We start from the raw sequence: 16,884 nt of genomic DNA on the forward strand, positions 1-16,884 counted from the left end.
TCCGGCAACCGACGCAGATCCGAGGGATCCGACAAACCGTCCAATATCGAGGGGGAGTGTGCCACGGGATCAGCCTCGTATCGGTCTGCGGGCGCGGGTGGGACCCTTGGCCATGCGGTGTCGCATCCTACTCGACGTCCAAGGGTGCGACGCCCGCGGCGCGCCCGTCGGGAGCCAGGGTGATCCGCTGGATGCGGGCCTCGGCCCGCTTCAGCAGCGACTCGCAGTGGCGCTTGAGCGCCTCGCCGCGCTCGTAGATCGTGACCGACTCATCCAGCGCCACATCGCCTTTTTCGAGGCGGCGGACGATCTCCTCGAGCTGCTCCAAGGCCTTCTCGAAGGGCATGTCGGCGGTAACCGTCGTCGCGTCGGGTCGGGTCTCGGTCATCCCTGAGGTTCCTTCGGTGCGGTTCTAGGGCGTGGCCCGCGCGTGGGACAAGCCCGGGTCGCGCGAAGCCGTGCCGCCGCGCACGGTTTCCGGCCCCGGGGCGGCGTTTGCGCCACACCGATCACCTCAATCCTGCGCGGTGCCGCCGATCAGTCGAGGGCGAGGCGGAACGGCGCGCCCTCGAAGGCGTCGGCCCCGCGGCCGATGCCCGCGATCGCCGCCACCATGCGGCCGTCCCGGCCGAGCAGCCGGTCGGCGATCTCGACGAACAGGCGGTTGGGCGTCGCCGTGGGCGAGGCCTGCCGCAGGCGCCGGGCGGTCTCCGCCTCGTCGCGGTCCGGACCGAGGGCGCAGGCGGCGATGTAGGCGGCGGCCGTCGAGCGGCTGACGCCGGCGTAGCAGTGGATCACCAGCGGCCGCTCGCGGGGCCAGGCCGCCACGAAATCGAGGATGGCGCGAACGTGCGCCTCGGCCGGCACCACGTGGCCGTCGGTCGCCGCGGTGATGTCGCTGACGCCGACGATGCCGTGGCACGCGGCCGCGATCGTGGCCGGGCGCTCCAAGGCGGTGCCGACGTTGATCAGCGTCAGCACGTGGCTCGCGCCGGTGGCGGCGACGGTCTCGTGCAGGCGCGAGAGGGAGCAGACGTGCAGGCTCGACATGGTCGTCTCAAGTCCCGGAGAGCGCGGCGAAGCGGTCGAGGTAGCACGCCTGGGCCTGCCCGCTCGGCCAGGGTTCGAGGAGGGCGCCCGCCGATCCAGGCAGGGAGGTATGGCGCCCGAAGTGGAGCGCCGCCTCGCCCGCGGAGAAACCCGCCAGCCGCACCGCCTCGGCGTGGGCCGCGATCCGGTCGGCCCGCTTGACGAGGCGGGCGAAGGCCGGCGTCGGCGCGTCGAGCCCGAAACGCAGGCGGATCGCGGCCATCAGGCGGCGCTCGACGCCCTTGTAGCCGTCGCCGATCGCCGCCTTCAGCGGCGAGATCATGTCGCCGACGACGTATTCCGGCGCGTCGTGCAGCAGCAGCTCCAGGCCCTGGGCGGCGGTGCAGCCGGGCGCCAAGTGGCGGCCGACCGCCTCGACCAGCAGCGCGTGCTGCGCCACGGAGAAGACGTGCGGGCCGGACGTCTGGCCGTTCCAGCGGGCGACCCGGGCAAGCCCGTGGGCGATGTCGGCGATCTCGATGTCCAGGGGGGAGGGGTCGAGCAGGTCGAGGCGCCGCCCCGACAGCATCCGCTGCCACGCCCGCGGCCGGGCGCTCACGGCGGCCGCCCGAGCGCCGCGCAGGGGGCGTGGCGGTGGCAGCCGACGAGGTGATCGTTGACCATGCCGACCGCCTGCATGAAGGCGTGGACGATCACCGGCCCGCAGAAGCCGAAGCCCTCGGCCCGCAGCGCCTTCGAGATGTTTCGCGAGATCTCCGTCTCGGTCAGGATCTCGGCGCGGGTGGCGGCCCGGCCCTGGATCGGCCGGCCCTCCGGCAGGGCGTCCCACAGGAAGCGGGAGAAGCCGGGGCCGCGCCCCTCGATCCGCAGCCACGCGCGGGCGCCCGCGACGGCGCCGACGATCTTGGCGCGGTTGCGGATGATGCCGGCGTCCCCCATCAGCCGCGCGACGTCGGCCTCGGTGAAGCGCGCGATCGCCTCGGGATCGAACCCGGCGAAGGCGCGGCGGAACCCGTCGCGGCGGCGCAGGATCGTGATCCAGGACAGGCCGGCCTGGAACCCGTCGAGGATCAGTTTTTCGTAGAGCGCGCGGCCGTCACGCTCGGGCACGCCCCACTCGGTGTCGTGGTAGGCGACGTAGAGCGGGTCGTGCCCGGCCCACCAGCAGCGGGCGCAGCCGTCGGGGTGGTGCACGAGGCCGTCGAGGGCCCGCGCCTCGGATCGGGCGGTCCGCTCCGCGTCGCGCGCCTGCGCCATTCAGCCGGCCGCCGAGCCGGCCGCGCCGGGCATCGCGAAGCTGGCGAAGGCCGGCCGCGCGACGCCGAAGACCCGCCCCTCGGCCCGCAGGACTTCGCCGGCCGCCACCGCGTCGGCGAGGCGGTCGAGGCGCAGCATCACCAGCCCGCGCCCCGCCGCCCGGCTGCCGGTGACGCCCAGGACCTTCTGGCCGGCGGTGATCTCCGAGCCGGGGGCTGCCGCCTCCCCCTCCGCGTAGGTCGCGGGCAGGATGCGGGTGCGCGCGGTGCCGCGATGCTGCATCCGCGAGACCACCTCCTGCCCGACGTAGCAGCCCTTCCTGAAATCGACGCCGCCGAGCTGGTCCATCAGCGCCTCGTGCGGGAAGGCGTCGCCGAGGGGGAAGTCGCGCCCGCCCTCGGGCACGCCGAGCCGGATGCGGTGGGCATGGTAGTCGGCCTCGGACGCGTCCGCCGAGAACGCGCCTTCCGCCGCATAGAGCCGCGCGCCGATGTCCGGCACCCGGGAATCGGCCGCGACCGCGACCTCCGCCGCGGTGGTGGCGCCGTCCCAGGCGGCGGCGATCGCCACCGTCGGATCGACGGCGATCTCGACCTGCGCGCGCAGGCGGTAGAGCGTCAGGCGCTTGGCGAGCCCCGCCGCGTGCGCGGCCGGCACGTCGAGGCGGTAGCCGTCCGCGCTCCGCGAGATCAGGAAGTCGAACTGGATCTTGCCCTGGGGCGTCAGCAGGGCGCCGAGCCGCGCCTCGGCGGCCCCGAGGGTCTCCACGTTGCAGGTGATCACGCCCTGGAGGAGGGCGGTCGCGTCCGGGCCGGCGAGCGTGACGAGGGCGCGGTCCGGCAGCAGGGCGATCGGCATGGCGGTTCCTTCAGGCCGCGCGATTGCGCGGGCCGAGGGCGTGACATAAGCCGCCCCCGAGCCGGCCTCAACCGCGGGAGACCCCATGGATCAGCCCTTGGACCAGCCCTTCGACCTCGTCCTCTCCGGCGGCACGGTGGTGAACCAGGACGGCGCGCACGCGGCCGACCTCGGCATCCGGGGCGCGCGCATCGCCGCGATCGGCGACCTGACCCACGCGGCGAGCCTGGAGCACCAGGACTGCCGCGGCCTGCACCTGCTGCCGGGCGTGATCGACACGCAGGTGCACTTCCGCGAGCCCGGCCTCGACCACAAGGAGGACCTCGAATCGGGCTCGCGCGCCGCGGTGATGGGCGGGGTGACCGCCGTCTTCGAGATGCCGAACACCAACCCGCTCACCACCAGCGCCGAGGCGCTCGCCGACAAGGTGTCCCGCGCCCACCACCGGATGCACTGCGACTTCGCGTTTTGGGTCGGCGGCACGCACGAGAACGCCGCGCAGGTGGCCGAGCTCGAACGGTTGCCGGGGGCGGCCGGCATCAAGGTGTTCGTCGGTTCGTCGACCGGCTCGCTGCTGGTGGAGGACGACGCGGGCGTGCGGGAGATCCTGAAGCACACCCGGCGACGCGCCGCCTTCCACGCCGAGGACGAGCCGATGCTGCGCGCGCGCAAGGGCCTGCGGGTGGCGGGCGACCCGTCCTCCCATCCGGTCTGGCGCTCGCCCGAAGCCGCCTTCAAGGCGACCCGACGGCTGGTGGCGCTGGCGCACGAGACCGGTGCGCGCATCCACATCCTGCACGTCTCCACCGCCGAGGAGATGGACTACCTCGCCGGGCACAAGGACGTGGCGAGCGTCGAGGTGACGCCGCACCACCTCACGCTGGACGGCGACGAGGCCTACGCCCGGCTCGGGACCCTGGTGCAGATGAACCCGCCGGTCCGCGGCGGCGCGCACCGCGAACGGATCTGGTGGGGGTTGGGGCAGGGGGTGGCGGACATCCTCGGGTCCGACCACGCGCCGCACACGCTGGCCGAGAAGGCCAAGCCTTATCCCGACTCGCCCTCCGGCATGACCGGGGTGCAGACGCTGGTGCCGATCATGCTCGACCACGTCGCGGCCGGCCGCCTGTCGCTCGCCCGCTTCGTCGACCTGACGAGCGCGGGCCCCAAGCGCCTGTTCGGCATCGCGCGAAAAGGTCGGCTCGCGCAGGGCTACGACGCCGACGTGACCGTGGTCGACCTCAAGCGCCGCGAGACCATCCGCAACGCCTGGATCGCGTCGAAGAGCGCCTGGACCCCCTACGACGGCGTCGCCGTCACCGGCTGGCCGGTCGGCACGCTGGTGCGCGGCGTGCGGGTGATGTGGGATGGTCTCCTCACGGCGCCATCGCGGGGCGAGGCCGTGCTGTTCGAGGAAGCGCTGGGGCGAGGCTGAGGTTCGCGTCGGACCTTTCAGACCGCACGCCTTCCCTCCCCCGCAGAGGGGGGGAGGGAAATTCAGCCAGGACTCTTTAAGCTGGGTCGCGCTATCCTAATGCTGGAGCGCGGTGGTGAAGGCGCCCCCACGGATGCGCTCGGGAAAGCCTTCGGCGTAGCGGGCAGTGGCCTCCTCGCCGTAGGTCATGACGAGCTCCTGAAAGGCCGCGAACAGGGCGGCCTGGGCCATGCAGTCGCCGTCGAGACCGTCGAGGCAACCTTCGGCGAACGCCTCGGAGACGTAGCCCAGGGCGGCGCGCTTCTCGTCCACGTCGGGCTCGAACGGGGCGGTCTGAGTGGTGTTCTGCATGGCGCGTCGCATCCGTTGCGCCGGCCCGGGGGCCCGGCGGACGGAAATGATGATAGGCGGCTCACGGGTCCGCGGCCAGCCGGCAATTGCGATGCGGTTAACGCGACCGCGACAAAGCGAACGTTTTCCCGGATGCTTTCGCAGTGTGGCACGCCGGCATCAGCCGCCGAAGCGGCCAGCCAGGGCATGCGACAGGCGCTCGCCCTCCGCGACGAAGCGGTTCGAGGCCTCGTCCGCGGCCGGCGTGCAGATCCGGTAGGTCATCGCGTAGCCGCGGTAGCCGCGGTTGTACGCGCCGGCGAGGCGGTCGCGGCGACCCGGCGTGACGCCCTCCGCCTCGATCAGCGCCTTCATCCGGCCCGGCCACTCGGCGGCGTCCGGGCCGGCGCACAGGCCGCGCAGGAAGGCGAGGGAGCCGATGATCTCGGACAGCCGCATGAGGTCGCGGTCGTAAGGTGCCGGCTGCTCCGGCGGGGGGGCCGGTTCCTTCTCCTTCTCGACGGCCTTCGGAGCCGGGCGGGTGGGCGGGCGCTGCTGAGCGAGGATCGGCGATGCGAGAGTAAAGAGCGCGGCGACGGCCAGCGACGCGATCGGGATGGCGCCGCGCGACCGTGATGCGCCGGGGAGCGCCCGGAAGGTGATCGGGGGGCCCCTCACGTCGCGCCCCCCGAGCGCGGCGCGCGCACTCGGGCGAACGCCTCCGCCAGCGTGCCGGCCAAGCCCGGCGTGGTCTCCAGGCCCGGAAGCTCCTCCCGGGTCGCCCAGCGGACATCGAGGGCCTCGGGCCCGGGACTCGGCTCACCGCCGCACCAGCGGGCGGCATGGGGATGGACGACGTAGTGGTGGCGCACGCGGCCGTCCGCGTCGCACGCGATGATCTCGGTGGGCGCCAGCACGCCGACCACCTCGGCCGTCAGGCCCACCTCCTCCTGCAATTCGCGCAACGCCGCCCCGGCCAGCGATTCGCCGGCCTCGACGAGGCCGCCGGGCAGGGTCCAGACGCCGCGCATCGGCGCGTTGGCGCGGGCGGCGAGCAGCACCCGGTCGCCGCGGATCACCGCGATCGAGGCGCCGACGAACGGGCGCAGGGGAAACAGCCTCGCCTCAGCCTCGCTCACGGCTGCGCGCCGCCCGGCGCCACGACGGCCACGCGCCCGTCGGCGAGACCGACCAGCAGACGCGCGCGGCGCCCCTGCCCAAGGGACGCGACGCCGAACGACGCGGCCGTGGGCAGGGCAATCCGATCACGCTCGCGGATGCCGCCCTTGAGCGACACGATGGCGAGCACCGCGCCGTCGCCGGCGGGCAGCGCGAGATCCGGCACGCCGGCGCCCTCGGGATCGAGGGTGGCGGCGAGATCGGCGTCGCCCGCGCCGCCGAGGTAGCCCGGCGCCTCCCCTGATAAGGTCATCGGTTCGGCCGCGGACCAGACCTGAAGGATGCCGGCGCCCGACCGCGACCGGACGGCCGCCACCTGCGCCACACCGGGCTCGGAGAAGTCGGCCACGGCGGCCACCTTCAGCGGGGCGCCGTCCTGGGGCGCGCTGCGTGCAACCACCGACCAGTCGCCGGCGCCGGTCCGCGCCACGAGGGCGAGGCCGGCGCGGTCGGCGCCGTGGAGCGTCGCGGCAACGAAGGCCGGCCGGCCGGACAGCCGCAGGGCGCGGGGACGGAACGGCGCGAACGCCGCGTCCGCCCCGGCCGGCACCGTCGTGGTCGAGATCGGCACGGGCTTCGGGTCGCCGCCCATCGCCACCGGCTGGCGCTCGCGGACGGTGAGGCCGGCGGCGGCGGGGGCGCCCATCGCGCGGGTCGAGCCGGTGAGGTAGGCGCTCACGGCGCCCGACACCGCGCGGCGCGAGCCGGGCAGCGCCCCGCGCGGCGTCTCGGCGGCGGACAACCCCTCGATCGCCTCCGCGCCGAGGAGGGTGGTGCGGATCGCACCGTCGACGAGGCCGAGCGCCGCACCGCCGCCCTCGCCCCAGACCACGACGATCGGCGCGCTCTCCTCCGCGCCGGTCTCCGGCGCCGACCCGGACGCGGCCGGGCGTGCCGGCGGCAGCAGCCCGGAGGTGGCGACCGCGACCGCGACCTCGCTCTGCGGGCCGCGCATCGCGGTGGCCCGGAACGGCAGGTCGAGCAGCGTCACCGCCGGCTCGGCCGCGAGCGGCCGTGCCAGCATGAGCAGCAGGCTTGGCATGAGCAGCAGGCTTGGCATGAGCAGCAGGCTTGGCACGAGACGCCGCCGGCGGTCAGACATGCTGGCCGCCGTTGATGTGCAGCTCGGCCCCGTTCACGTAGGACGAGGCCTCGGTGCACAGGAAGTAGATCGCCTTGGCAACCTCGTCGGGGGTGCCGAGGCGCCGCTGGGGGATGCCGGCGACGATCTTGTCGGTGCCGGGCGAGAGGATCGCGGTGTCGATCTCGCCGGGCGAGATCGCGTTGACGCGCACGCCGAGCGGTCCGAAATCGGCGGCCATCTCGCGGGTCAGCCCGGCGAGCGCCGCCTTCGAGGTGCCGTAGGCCGCCCCCGCGAACGGGTGAACCCGCGAGCCGGCGATCGAGGTGACGTTGACGATCGATCCCTTGGCGCGGGACAGTTCCTCGCGCAGGCCCTGCGCCAGCAGGACGGGGGCGAAGACGTTGACCTGGAATACCCGCTGCCAGGTCGAGAACTCGGTCGGCAGGGCGCCGAGGCGCTCGCCGTTCGGCCCTTTGGGCGAGATGCCGGCATTGTTGACGAGGGCGTGCAGCATCCCGCCCTCGACGGCGAGGCGCTCGACCACCTCGCGGACGCCGCGCACGGTGTCCTCGCCATCCGCCAGATCGACCTGGAGGTGATCCTCCGGGCCCATCTCCCATGGGCAGTTCTCGGGAAAGGCGTGGCGCGAGCAGGTGATCACGCGCCAGCCCGCCGCCGAGAAGCGCTTGACGGTGGCGTGCCCGATGCCGCGGCTCGCCCCGGTGAGCAGCATGACGCGGCGGCGTTCGTTTCCGGAGAGGGCCAAGGCCGTGCCTCGCTTCAGTTCGGGGCCGCGAGCGAAGACGCCTCGACCTGCCGCCGCGCAGCCCTTCAGGTCTAAGCGCAGCGGCAGCGGAAATCCAGCGCCCGTGCCGCATCGCAGCAACCGCCGGTGCCCTTGACCGAGGCATCGCGCCGCGGGATCACCCAGGCTCCTCGAACCGGTCGGGAACATCAGACCATGCAGCACGCGGCACGCCACACGGACCGGATGCCGGAGCTCGCGCCCGAGGCCCTGACCGACGCGCAGAGAGCCGCCGCCGAGGCCTTCCTGGCCGCGCGGAAGACGCCCGTCTTTGGTCCCTTCGTGCCGCTTCTGCGCAGCCCCGAGTTCATGCTGCGCGCAAGCGACATGGGGCTCTACCTCCGGTATCGAAGCGCATTGCCGTTCCGGATCAGCGAGTTCGCGATCCTGATCGTGGCCCGTGAGTGGAGCCAGCAGGTCGAGTGGCACATCCATCACCCGATCGCGATCGAGGCCGGCGTGGCCCCGGCGGTCGCGCAGGCCATCGCCGAGGGGCGCCGGCCCGAGGGGATGTCGGCGGAGGAGGCCGCGGTCTACGCGTTCTCGACCGAGCTCCAGCGCAACAGGGCGGTGAGCGACCCGACCTACGCCGCGCTGGTCGCCCTCTTCGGCGAGCAGGGCGCGATCGATCTGACCGGCATCAACGGCTACTACGCGCTGCTCGCCATGACGATGAACGTCGCCCGCACCGCCCTACCGGGCGGCGCACCGCCACCGCTTCCCGCGCTGATCCCGTGAGCAGGCGCGTCAGGGGTAGAGCCGCGACCGGCTCCAGCCGGCACCGTCGCGGGTGAAGCGGACCCGATCGTGCAGGCGGAACGCGCCGTCCCGCCAGAACTCCAGCGTCACCGGCTCGATCCGGAAGCCGGTCCAGTGCGCGGGCCGGGGCACCGGGCCGTCCTCGTAGCGGGCGGACAGGGCCGCCACCTCCGCCAGCAGGGCGGCGCGGCTTTCCAGCGGGCGCGACTGGCGGCTGGCATGCGCGCCGATCCGGCTGTCGCGGTGGCGGCTCTCGAAGTAGGCATCGGCCTCCTCGACCGTCACGGGCGTCACCGGGCCGCGGGCCCGGACCTGCCGCCGCAGGCTCTTCCAGTGCAGCACCATCGCCGCCTGCGGGTTCTCGGCGAGCTCGCCGCCCTTGGCGGATTCGAGGTTGGTGTAGAACACGAAGCCGCGCGCATCCGCGCCCTTCAGCAGCACCATCCGCACGTCGGGCAGCCCGTCGGCGCCCGCGGTGGCGAGCGCCATGGCGTTGGGATCATTGGGCTCGGCGGCCTCCGCCTCCAGCATCCACTCGGCGAACAGGCCGAAGGGGTCGCCGCGCAGGGTGAAATCTTCAGGTTCCGCCTCCGTGGTCGGATCAGCACCCACGGGATCATCGATCTTTAACGCGTCCACGGCTTTATCCTCGGCTGTGACATCCGGGTCGGGGGCACCGACGTGGGAGCACCCTTACGCACCAGTTCCAGGTTCAGGTGTAATGCGTCGTCGCGCGTGTAAAGAGGCGGCCGGCCATTCGGTGTGGTCCGTCCGCGCGATCCTGGCGGCCGGCCTTGCCGCCGGCCTCTGCGGCTGCAGCCAGCCGCTGCTGATCTTCCGCGGCGAGACGAAGGCGGAGGCGCCGCAGGCGACGTTGACCGACGAGCCGACCGTCACGGGGAGCATCGGCCGCCGTCCCGCGAGCTTCGGGGGCGACCTCGGCGACGAGGATTGGCGCCGCGCCAACGCCGCCCTCGCGGTGGCCCTCGATCCGCAGGGCAACGGCCGGCCGGTCAAGTGGGACAATCCGGAAACGGGCCTGCGCGGCTCGGTCAACCCGACGGGCCTTCCCTACGTCGCGAACGACCTGATCTGCCGCGACTTCCTGGCCTCCGTGGTCGCGCCCGAGCGCAGCCGCTTCGTCCGCGGCACCGGCTGCAAGCCCTCCGGCGGGGCGTGGGAGCTCAAGCGGATCCGGCGCAGCAGGGCGGGTTGACGCGGACGGCGCTTGCGCAGAGTTTCGCGGACGATACGTTGCGCATAAGCAACACGTCGCCCACATGCCGGATCGCAGCACCGCGGCTCCCGCGCGGGCGCCAAACCGCGAATCGCAAGAGACCGATGCGAAATCCCTACGAGGTGCTCGGCGTCCCCAAGGGTGCGAGCGAGGCCGACATCAAGAAGGCCTACCGCAAGCTCGCCAAGGCCTACCATCCCGACCGCAACAAGGACGACGCCCGGGCCAAGGACCGGTTCTCGGAGGCGAACGCGGCCTACGAGGTCGTGGGCGATGCCGAGAAGCGCAAGCAGTTCGACCGCGGCGAGATCGACGCCGACGGCAAGCCCCGCGCCTCGGGCTTCGAGGGGTTTTCCGGCGGCTTCGGCGGCGGGCGCACGGGCGGCTTCGACTTCAACAGCGCGGCCCGCGGCCGGGGCGGTGCCGCCGGGGGCGTGGGCGAGGACATCTTCTCGCACCTGTTCGGCGAGGCGTTCCGCGCAGGCGGGGCGGGCCCCGGCGGAGGGCAGCGCGCACCATCCCGCGGCGAGGACGTGGCGGCCGAACTCAGCGTCACCCTGGAGCAGATCGGCAGCGAGGAGAAGCTGCGGGTCGGTCTGCCGGGCGGGCGCGAGTTCGACGTGATGATCCCCAAGGGCGTCGTCGACGGCCAGACCATCCGGCTCCGCGGCCTCGGCCAGCCCGGCGGCCCGCGCGCCGAGCCGGGCGACGCCCTCCTGACGATCCGCGTCCTGCCGCACGCCCGCTTCACCGTCGAGGGCGCGGACCTGCGCGCCTCCGTCGACGTCCCCCTGGAGGATGCCGTGCTCGGCGGCGCGATCCGCGTGCCGACGCTGACCGGCGCCGTCGAGATGCGCATGCCGCCGATGACGAGTTCGGGCCGCACCTTCCGGCTCCGCGGCAAGGGCCTGCCGAAGAAGGACGGCACCCGCGGCGACCTGTTCGCGGTCACCGCGATCCAGTTGCCGGCCGACGACGCGGGCCTGACCGAGTTCGCGCAGGCGCGCCGGTCCGCGCGGGCGGAGTAGCGGGGGCAGGGCGCGGTCTTCCGTCCCCGGTGCGCGTCCGCTAAGGATGCCCGCGGCGCCGAGCCGTCCCTTCCCATGGGACGGCCCAAGTCGGGGCGCCGCGAAGGTTCGGGTGTGGTATGGCGGGTTTGGACGCAACGGACGAGCGCGGCACGGATGCCGGGCGCCAGGATGGCGCCGGGTTGCTCGCCGGCAAGCGCGGGCTCGTGCTCGGCGTCGCCAACAACCGGTCGATCGCCTGGGGCATCGCCCGCAGCGCCCACGCCCACGGGGCCAAGCTCGCCTTCACCTACCAGGGCGAGGCGCTCCGGAAGCGCGTCGAGCCGCTGGCCCGGGAGCTCGACGCCCACGTCGTCGGCCACTGCGACGTCACCGACCCGGCCTCGATCGACGCGGTGTTCTCCGCCGCCGCCGCGGTCTTCCCCGAGGGCCTCGACTTCGTCGTCCACTGCATCGCCTTCTCCGACAAGGACGAGCTGACGGGCCGCTACATCGAGACCTCGGAGGGCAACTTCACCAAGTCGCTGATGATCTCGTGCTACTCGTTCACGGCGATCGCGCAGCGCGCCGAGAAGCTGATGGTGAACGGCGGCTCGCTCCTGACGCTGACCTACTACGGCGCCGAGAAGTGGATGCCGCACTACAACGTCATGGGCGTCGCCAAGGCCGCGCTCGAAGCCTCGGTCCGGTACCTCGCCGCCGACCTCGGCCCCTCGAACATCCGCGTCAACGCGATCTCGGCCGGCCCGATCAAGACGCTCGCGGCCTCCGGCATCGGCGATTTCCGCTACATCCTGAAGTGGAACGAGTACAACGCCCCCTTGCGCCGCACCGTGACCATCGGCGAGGTCGGCGAGACGGCGGCCTACCTCGTCTCCGACATGTCCCGCGGCATGACCGGCGAGATCCTGCACGTCGACGCCGGCTACCACGTCGTCGGCATGAAGAACCCCGACGCGCCGGACCTCAGCCTCGACCGGGAGTGAGGCCGCAGGTCGGCGTCCGCAGCGGCTCCGACATCGGCCCCATCCATCGCGCCCGCCGGCATCGCGCCGGCCAGGATGCCGACCAAGCGAGCCTGCGGCGGAGCTTGCGAGAGCCTACTTTTCGACGAAGGCTTTTTCGATGACGTAGTGCCCGGCCTCGCCGTGGTTGCCCTCGCTGTAGCCGCGGTCGGCCAGGAGCGCGCGGGTGTCGCGGATCATGTCCGGGCTGCCGCACAGCATGAACCGGTCGGTCTCCACCGACATCTCCGGCAGGCCGACATCGGCAAACAGCTTGCCCGACACCATCAGGTCGGTGAGCAGGTGGTCGCGGATCGGGAGCTTGCGGCTGGCGAAGATGGTGCCGCTCGTGACGCTGTACTGGTGGCGGCAACCGCCGCACTTGAAGAGCTTGCGGGTGGCGATGAAGGAGTGCTTGAGGCAGCCGCAGCGAGGGCAGAACGGGGCGCCCTCGGTATCAGCCCAGCGGATCGCCTTGAACACGCCCCACGCCGCATCGTCAGACAGGCGCGCGACCTGAGCGAGGGATAGGGTGCGGGCGGCTTTGGAGAGGAGGAAGTGCTGAGCCATTGGAGCCGCCAACGATTTGCGTTGGCCTCAGTGATATCCTCACTTATCGACCACGTCAACACTTATCGTTGGCCTTGACCCAAAAGGCCGGCATGGTATGTTTTGGGCGATATGACCCCAGCACAGTGCCGCGCCGCCAGAGGGTGGCTTGATTGGTCCCAGGACGAGCTAGCGAAGCGTTCTCACGTCTCGCTCTCGACCGTGCGCGATTTTGAGAAAGGACGGCGAGTGCCGATCGCGAACAACCTTCGCGCAATGCGTGAAGCGCTTGAGCGCGCAGGCGTTGAACTGACCAGCGACCCAGAAGGGTTGCATGTCACAGCTTCGCATACTCATGCCTCTGAGAAGACTTTAGATACTATATCGGCTTGAAAATACTCTGCGCATCGTCTGAATACAGTCTTGCATAAAACTCAAGAGCGTATCTATCAGTCATTCCGGCAACAAAATCGCAGATTGATCTCATTCGCTCTGACGCATTACGCTCTACAGACTTATAAATCTTCCTCAAATCCTCAGGCATAAGCAAATAGCCGCGATCGCTTGCTAATGCATCAAATATGCCTTGCACGACATCATAACCGCGATACTCAGAGACCTTCACTCGGGTACTATATATCGTAGCCTCATACGTATATTGCTTTAAGACCTCGATTTTAATAAGGGAGCTTTCCGTCAAGTATGGCCTGCTGAGCGCCGGGTGCTTGTCGTTATATTCAAAATAGACGCTCTTAATTGCTTCATTAACAAGCTGGCTTGAGAGTGCCGTGCGACCATATCCCGACGATGCAAGCTCTCTTGACGCTTTGAAGAGCTTCACGGCATCAGTTACACGCCGGGTAAGCATCTGTTTTTTCGGTATCATTACCAATCCGCGCGCGGTCTTAAAATCTGGTAGTATGGCCTCAAAAACGTCATAGAACACAAGCAGAACATCGTCGGGGGATATCTTAATATCCTTGCCGGTGTCTTTAAGTAAATTTTCTCTTACTTTCTGCGCGACCCTCTTTAATAAAGTATCGTCGCTCGCAAGTATATCTGCTGGGGTGATAAATCCCGCTTTCAAGCAATCTTCCAAGTCGTACGTCGAATATGCTATGTCATCGGCAATATCCATAATAGCACATTCAACAGTCTTAAACTTACCTTGCCATTTAGGATCGACTTTGGCCTTTACCCTTTTGACCAAATCGCTTTCGGAGGCGTAATATCCTTTTACAAGCTTTTCGGTGCCCGACCGTGTCGGCGGTATCTCTTTGTCGTACTTGAGCGTTGCTGCTATAGTCCGGTATGATAAATTTAAACCAAGTCTCCTATCATTCTTATACATCTCATTTGTGAGAACTTGGTTTTGGTCCCAAGATTTTTTTTCAAGCCTACTGATAATGCGGATTGTCTGTGCGTTGCCTTCGAAACCGCCATACTGCCGCATGCGATCGTCAAGGGCCCTCTCTCCATTGTGACCAAACGGAGGATGCCCGAGATCATGTAAAAGGGCGGCTGTTGCACAAAGCTTTGCGTCTATAACGCAATCGCCAAATCTGACTTTGTTTTCGTGATTTAATTTGTCTGCAATGCCTTCGGCAATTTGAGCTACCTCCAGAGAATGCGTCAGCCGATTTCTAAAATAGTCAGATTCATGGCCTGGAAAAACTTGTGTCTTACCTTGCAGTCTGCGAAAACTTACGCTGTGCGTGACTCGCGCCCAATCGCGAGCTACAGCCCGGCGCCACGGTTCTTCCGCATCGTTCGGAAGTTCGCGGTCCCAATCAGCGGCTTGATAGAGAAGAATTACACCTGCTCTTTGGGCTTCACCCGCAGCTTGGCTCTCTGCGGTGAGGGGGGGCGCTTCTCCGCTGCCAACTGCGCCTCTTTCTTCGCGATCATGCGCTTGAAAGTCGTCAACTGCTCCTCGGCGCGCTCTGCGGCGTCCACCGCCGCCTTGTACATGCCCATCGTTCGGCTCCTCTGTATCCTCCGACACGGTGGCCCTCCCAAGCTTAACCAGAGCCGTCGCTGGCCGGGTTTCCCCGATCTTTGCATTCCCAAATGGTTAACACGCTTTTTAGTGGCCCCGTTAACCGCACATTAGGGTTGGAGTACGCGCCCCGGACGTTCGGACGCATGTGTTGCGCCATGGTCCCGTATAAGAAACAAAACATGAACATTCAACCCATTGAGTCAACGAAAGTGGGTGAGGTTGGTGCATAATACCGCGACCTTGATCGAGAAGAACTCCAGCTCCTCCTCGTAGTTGGCCGACACCACCGAGTAGGCGCGCAGCAAGGGCCGGCCCTCGACCGCGATGCCGATCATCGTGAACTCGCCGTTGCGGAAGCGGAACGCCGGATCGCGGGTGGTGCGGAACGAGAACAGCGTGTCGGTCCAGTGATGCACCGACACCACACGCTCCTCGTAGAACTTGCTCATGGCGTGGTCCGGGATGGCGATGAAGAACGGTCCGGCCGCCGCGGGATTGCGCGTGCCACGTCAAAGGAGGGCGGCGATGTCCTGACCTTCGAGGTCGATCGCGAGGCCCCGCATCGCCTCGGCGCTGACCTCGCCGCCCATGGCGCGGATGCTCTCCTCCCGGATCAGGGACATCAGCCCGCGGCGCAAGGCCAGGAACTCGGAGGAGAGCGTCATGGCGGGCTGGCGCGGCCGGGGCAGCGGCACCGCCACCTCGGCCTTGATGGTGCCGGGACGCGCCGTCATCACGTAGATGCGGTCGGACAGGAAGATCGCCTCGTCGATGTCGTGGGTCACGAACAGCACCGAGATCTTCAGCCGCTGCCACATGTTGGTGAGGATCTGCTGCATGATCAGCCGCGTCTGCGCATCGAGCGCCCCGAACGGCTCGTCGAGGAGCAGGATGCGCGGGCCGGTCGCCAGGGCGCGGACGATGCCGACGCGCTGCTTCATCCCGCCCGAGAGCCGGTCGGGGTAGTGGTTCTCGAACGCGCTGAGGCCGGCGAGGCCCAGGAGGGTCCGGGCCTGCCGCGCGCGCTCGCTCCGGGACACGCCCTTCATCTTGAGGCCGAACTCGACGTTCTCCCGCACGGTCTTCCAGGGAAAGAGCGAGTATTGCTGGAAGATCATGCCGCGCTCGGAGCTCGGCCCCGAGATCGGCTGGCCGTCGACGGTGACGTGCCCGCCGGAGGGGGTGAGGAAGCCCGCGAGCGCGTTGAGCAGGGTGGACTTGCCGCAGCCCGAGGGGCCGATGACCGAGACGAACTCGCCCGGCTGCACCGTGAGCGAGGCGTCGGCGACCGCCTCGACCGCGCCCTCCATGGTCTCGTAGCGCAGGCAGAAGTTCCGGACCTCGATCAGGCCCCGAGCCGGTCCGGCCATGGCACGCTCCGCGATTGTTTCGGCCGACGACGGCGCGCCACGCCTAGCGACCCGCGCTCCACGGCATCGCCAAGCGTCCGATCAGGCGGATCGCGAAGCTCGAGGCGAGCCCGAGCACGCCGATCGTGATCATGCCGAGCACGATGTCGGGGTACTGCACCAGCGCGTAGGCCTCCCAGGTGAAGTAGCCGATGCCGAACTGCCCCGAGATCATCTCGGCGGCGATCAGCGAGACCCAGGCGACGCCCATCCCGACGGTGAGGCCGGTGAAGATCTGCGGAAGCGAGGCCGGCAGGTAGACCTCGCGGAACAGGGCCGCCTCGCCCGCGCCGAGGCAGCGCGCCGCGCGCACCAGGACCGGATCGACCATGGCCATGCCCTGCAGCGTGTTGATCAGGATCGGGAAGAACGATCCGAGGAACGTGATGAACACGACCGAGCCCTCGTTGGTCGGCCAGAGCATGATCGCCATCGGCACCCAGGCGATGGCCGGGATCGGCCGCAGCACCTCGCAGATCGGGAAGGCGATCTCGCGCAGCAGGCGGAACCGGCCCATCAGCAGGCCGAGCGGCACCGCGAGGCCGCCGGCGAGCAGGAAGCCGAACAGGATGCGGCGGCAGCTCATCAGGGCGTGGTCGGCGAAGTCCGGGTTGCGCAGGGCGATCACGGCCCGCGCGAGGACAGCCTCGGGGGTCGGCACGTTCACGAAGCGCACGTAGAACGAGACGCGGTTGACGGTGAGGACCTGCCAGGCGGCGACGAACAGGGCGAGCGAGACGAGGCCGACCAAAGCCGCCCGCAGTTGCGGGCGGTGCAGGCGCAGCCAGCGGCCGGCCCGGCCGCGGCCGGCGGGCGCCGCGGGGAGGGCAGCCTCGGAGCGCACGGGCGCGGAGTCCGCCGGGGCCGGGGGGAGGGCGCGAAGGGCGGCATCCATGGT

Annotated in this window: 20 protein-coding genes and 3 pseudogenes; 6 read left to right on the top strand and 17 right to left on the bottom strand. The window is 69.6% G+C overall.

The features are described from left to right. Window positions 1-127 precede the first annotated feature (127 nt). The 5 genes from ACFE8Y_RS10440 to ACFE8Y_RS10460 form a co-directional block, all read right to left on the bottom strand. Entirely contained in the window at window positions 128-388 is a 261-nt protein-coding gene (locus ACFE8Y_RS10440; protein ID WP_375464321.1) for an exodeoxyribonuclease VII small subunit, read from the bottom strand. A gap of 149 nt (window positions 389-537) precedes the next feature. Beyond that, complete coding sequence (locus tag ACFE8Y_RS10445; protein WP_375464322.1) at window positions 538-1,050, bottom strand: tyrosine phosphatase family protein; 513 nt, start codon at window positions 1,048-1,050, stop codon at window positions 538-540. Window positions 1,051-1,057: 7 nt separating this feature from the next. Continuing rightward, complete coding sequence (locus tag ACFE8Y_RS10450; RefSeq protein ID WP_375464352.1) at window positions 1,058-1,618, bottom strand: hydrolase; 561 nt, start codon at window positions 1,616-1,618, stop codon at window positions 1,058-1,060. Window positions 1,619-1,644: 26 nt separating this feature from the next. Further along, on the bottom strand, window positions 1,645-2,307 hold the full coding sequence (locus ACFE8Y_RS10455) for a DNA-3-methyladenine glycosylase I (protein WP_375464323.1): 663 nt from the start codon (window positions 2,305-2,307) through the stop codon (window positions 1,645-1,647). Further along, window positions 2,308-3,165 (bottom strand): YgfZ/GcvT domain-containing protein, encoded by an 858-nt coding sequence (locus tag ACFE8Y_RS10460; protein ID WP_375464324.1) that lies wholly within the window; start codon window positions 3,163-3,165, stop codon window positions 2,308-2,310. It abuts the gene before it with no gap. A gap of 97 nt (window positions 3,166-3,262) precedes the next feature. Between ACFE8Y_RS10460 and ACFE8Y_RS10465 the strand changes: the two genes are divergently transcribed. Then, entirely contained in the window at window positions 3,263-4,600 is a 1,338-nt protein-coding gene (locus ACFE8Y_RS10465; protein WP_375464353.1) for a dihydroorotase, read from the top strand. A gap of 96 nt (window positions 4,601-4,696) precedes the next feature. Here the strand turns inward: ACFE8Y_RS10465 and ACFE8Y_RS10470 are convergent, their stop codons facing one another. The 5 genes from ACFE8Y_RS10470 to ACFE8Y_RS10490 all read right to left on the bottom strand — a co-directional run bounded on the left by ACFE8Y_RS10470 (window position 4,697) and on the right by ACFE8Y_RS10490 (window position 7,926). Next, on the bottom strand, window positions 4,697-4,951 hold the full coding sequence (locus ACFE8Y_RS10470; RefSeq protein ID WP_375464325.1) for a hypothetical protein: 255 nt from the start codon (window positions 4,949-4,951) through the stop codon (window positions 4,697-4,699). Between the two features lie 159 nt (window positions 4,952-5,110). Further along, complete coding sequence (locus tag ACFE8Y_RS10475) at window positions 5,111-5,548, bottom strand: TIGR02301 family protein (RefSeq protein WP_375464354.1); 438 nt, start codon at window positions 5,546-5,548, stop codon at window positions 5,111-5,113. Window positions 5,549-5,604: 56 nt separating this feature from the next. Beyond that, window positions 5,605-6,069 carry an NUDIX hydrolase gene (locus ACFE8Y_RS10480; RefSeq protein ID WP_375464326.1) on the bottom strand — a complete coding sequence of 155 codons (465 nt, stop codon included), beginning with the start codon at window positions 6,067-6,069 and terminating at the stop codon, window positions 5,605-5,607. Then, entirely contained in the window at window positions 6,066-7,211 is a 1,146-nt protein-coding gene (locus ACFE8Y_RS10485) for a hypothetical protein (protein ID WP_375464327.1), read from the bottom strand. Before ACFE8Y_RS10485 ends, ACFE8Y_RS10480 begins: the two co-directional genes overlap by 4 nt. Beyond that, window positions 7,204-7,926: an SDR family NAD(P)-dependent oxidoreductase gene (locus ACFE8Y_RS10490; RefSeq protein ID WP_375464355.1), complete on the bottom strand. Its 723-nt coding sequence runs from the start codon at window positions 7,924-7,926 to the stop codon at window positions 7,204-7,206. The genes ACFE8Y_RS10485 and ACFE8Y_RS10490 overlap by 8 nt, the downstream gene beginning before the upstream one ends. A 228-nt stretch (window positions 7,927-8,154) precedes the next feature. On the opposite strand from ACFE8Y_RS10490, the gene ACFE8Y_RS10495 reads away from it, so the two are divergent. Continuing rightward, a complete protein-coding gene (locus ACFE8Y_RS10495) occupies window positions 8,155-8,736 on the top strand; it encodes a carboxymuconolactone decarboxylase family protein (RefSeq protein ID WP_375464328.1) in 582 nt (193 codons plus the stop codon). A 9-nt stretch (window positions 8,737-8,745) separates the two neighbouring features. Here the strand turns inward: ACFE8Y_RS10495 and pdxH are convergent, their stop codons facing one another. Beyond that, window positions 8,746-9,369 (bottom strand): pyridoxamine 5'-phosphate oxidase, encoded by a 624-nt coding sequence (gene pdxH, locus ACFE8Y_RS10500; protein ID WP_375464329.1) that lies wholly within the window; start codon window positions 9,367-9,369, stop codon window positions 8,746-8,748. Window positions 9,370-9,478: 109 nt separating this feature from the next. On the opposite strand from pdxH, the gene ACFE8Y_RS10505 reads away from it, so the two are divergent. The 3 genes from ACFE8Y_RS10505 to fabI all read left to right on the top strand — a co-directional run bounded on the left by ACFE8Y_RS10505 (window position 9,479) and on the right by fabI (window position 12,008). Then, a complete protein-coding gene (locus ACFE8Y_RS10505; protein ID WP_375464330.1) occupies window positions 9,479-9,973 on the top strand; it encodes an RT0821/Lpp0805 family surface protein in 495 nt (164 codons plus the stop codon). Between the two features lie 125 nt (window positions 9,974-10,098). Next, window positions 10,099-11,022, top strand: a complete 924-nt coding sequence (locus ACFE8Y_RS10510; RefSeq protein WP_375464331.1) for a DnaJ C-terminal domain-containing protein — start codon at window positions 10,099-10,101, stop codon at window positions 11,020-11,022. A 119-nt stretch (window positions 11,023-11,141) separates the two neighbouring features. Then, entirely contained in the window at window positions 11,142-12,008 is an 867-nt protein-coding gene (gene fabI, locus ACFE8Y_RS10515; RefSeq protein WP_375464332.1) for an enoyl-ACP reductase FabI, read from the top strand. Window positions 12,009-12,122: 114 nt separating this feature from the next. On the opposite strand, the pseudogene ACFE8Y_RS10520 reads toward fabI, so the two are convergent. Both ACFE8Y_RS10520 and ACFE8Y_RS10525 read right to left on the bottom strand, forming a co-directional pair. After that, a pseudogene (locus ACFE8Y_RS10520) lies at window positions 12,123-12,326 on the bottom strand (ferredoxin--NADP reductase); the annotation flags it as partial. Then, a pseudogene (locus ACFE8Y_RS10525) lies at window positions 12,324-12,596 on the bottom strand (transposase); the annotation flags it as partial. The pseudogenes ACFE8Y_RS10525 and ACFE8Y_RS10520, both read right to left, overlap by 3 nt. Before the next feature lie 111 nt (window positions 12,597-12,707). Here ACFE8Y_RS10525 and ACFE8Y_RS10530 point away from each other — a divergent pair. Beyond that, the gene (locus tag ACFE8Y_RS10530; RefSeq protein ID WP_375464333.1) at window positions 12,708-12,968 is read left to right on the top strand and encodes a helix-turn-helix domain-containing protein; all 261 of its coding nucleotides are present in this window, start codon (window positions 12,708-12,710) and stop codon (window positions 12,966-12,968) included. Here the strand turns inward: ACFE8Y_RS10530 and dgt are convergent. The 4 genes and pseudogenes from dgt to ACFE8Y_RS10550 form a co-directional block, all read right to left on the bottom strand. After that, complete coding sequence (gene dgt / locus ACFE8Y_RS10535) at window positions 12,955-14,580, bottom strand: dGTP triphosphohydrolase (protein WP_375464334.1); 1,626 nt, start codon at window positions 14,578-14,580, stop codon at window positions 12,955-12,957. The two genes, ACFE8Y_RS10530 and dgt, sit on opposite strands and share 14 nt — an antisense overlap. A 200-nt stretch (window positions 14,581-14,780) precedes the next feature. Continuing rightward, window positions 14,781-15,026 (bottom strand): annotated as a pseudogene (locus ACFE8Y_RS10540) (ferredoxin--NADP reductase); the annotation flags it as partial. A gap of 60 nt (window positions 15,027-15,086) precedes the next feature. After that, window positions 15,087-15,947, bottom strand: a complete 861-nt coding sequence (locus tag ACFE8Y_RS10545) for an ABC transporter ATP-binding protein (protein WP_375464335.1) — start codon at window positions 15,945-15,947, stop codon at window positions 15,087-15,089. A 43-nt stretch (window positions 15,948-15,990) separates the two neighbouring features. Beyond that, window positions 15,991-16,881: an ABC transporter permease gene (locus tag ACFE8Y_RS10550; RefSeq protein WP_375464336.1), complete on the bottom strand. Its 891-nt coding sequence runs from the start codon at window positions 16,879-16,881 to the stop codon at window positions 15,991-15,993. Window positions 16,882-16,884: the final 3 nt, after the last annotated feature.

It is taken from the genome of uncultured Methylobacterium sp., assembly GCF_964242245.1.
In the GTDB taxonomy this organism is placed as follows: Bacteria; Pseudomonadota; Alphaproteobacteria; order Rhizobiales; family Beijerinckiaceae; genus Methylobacterium.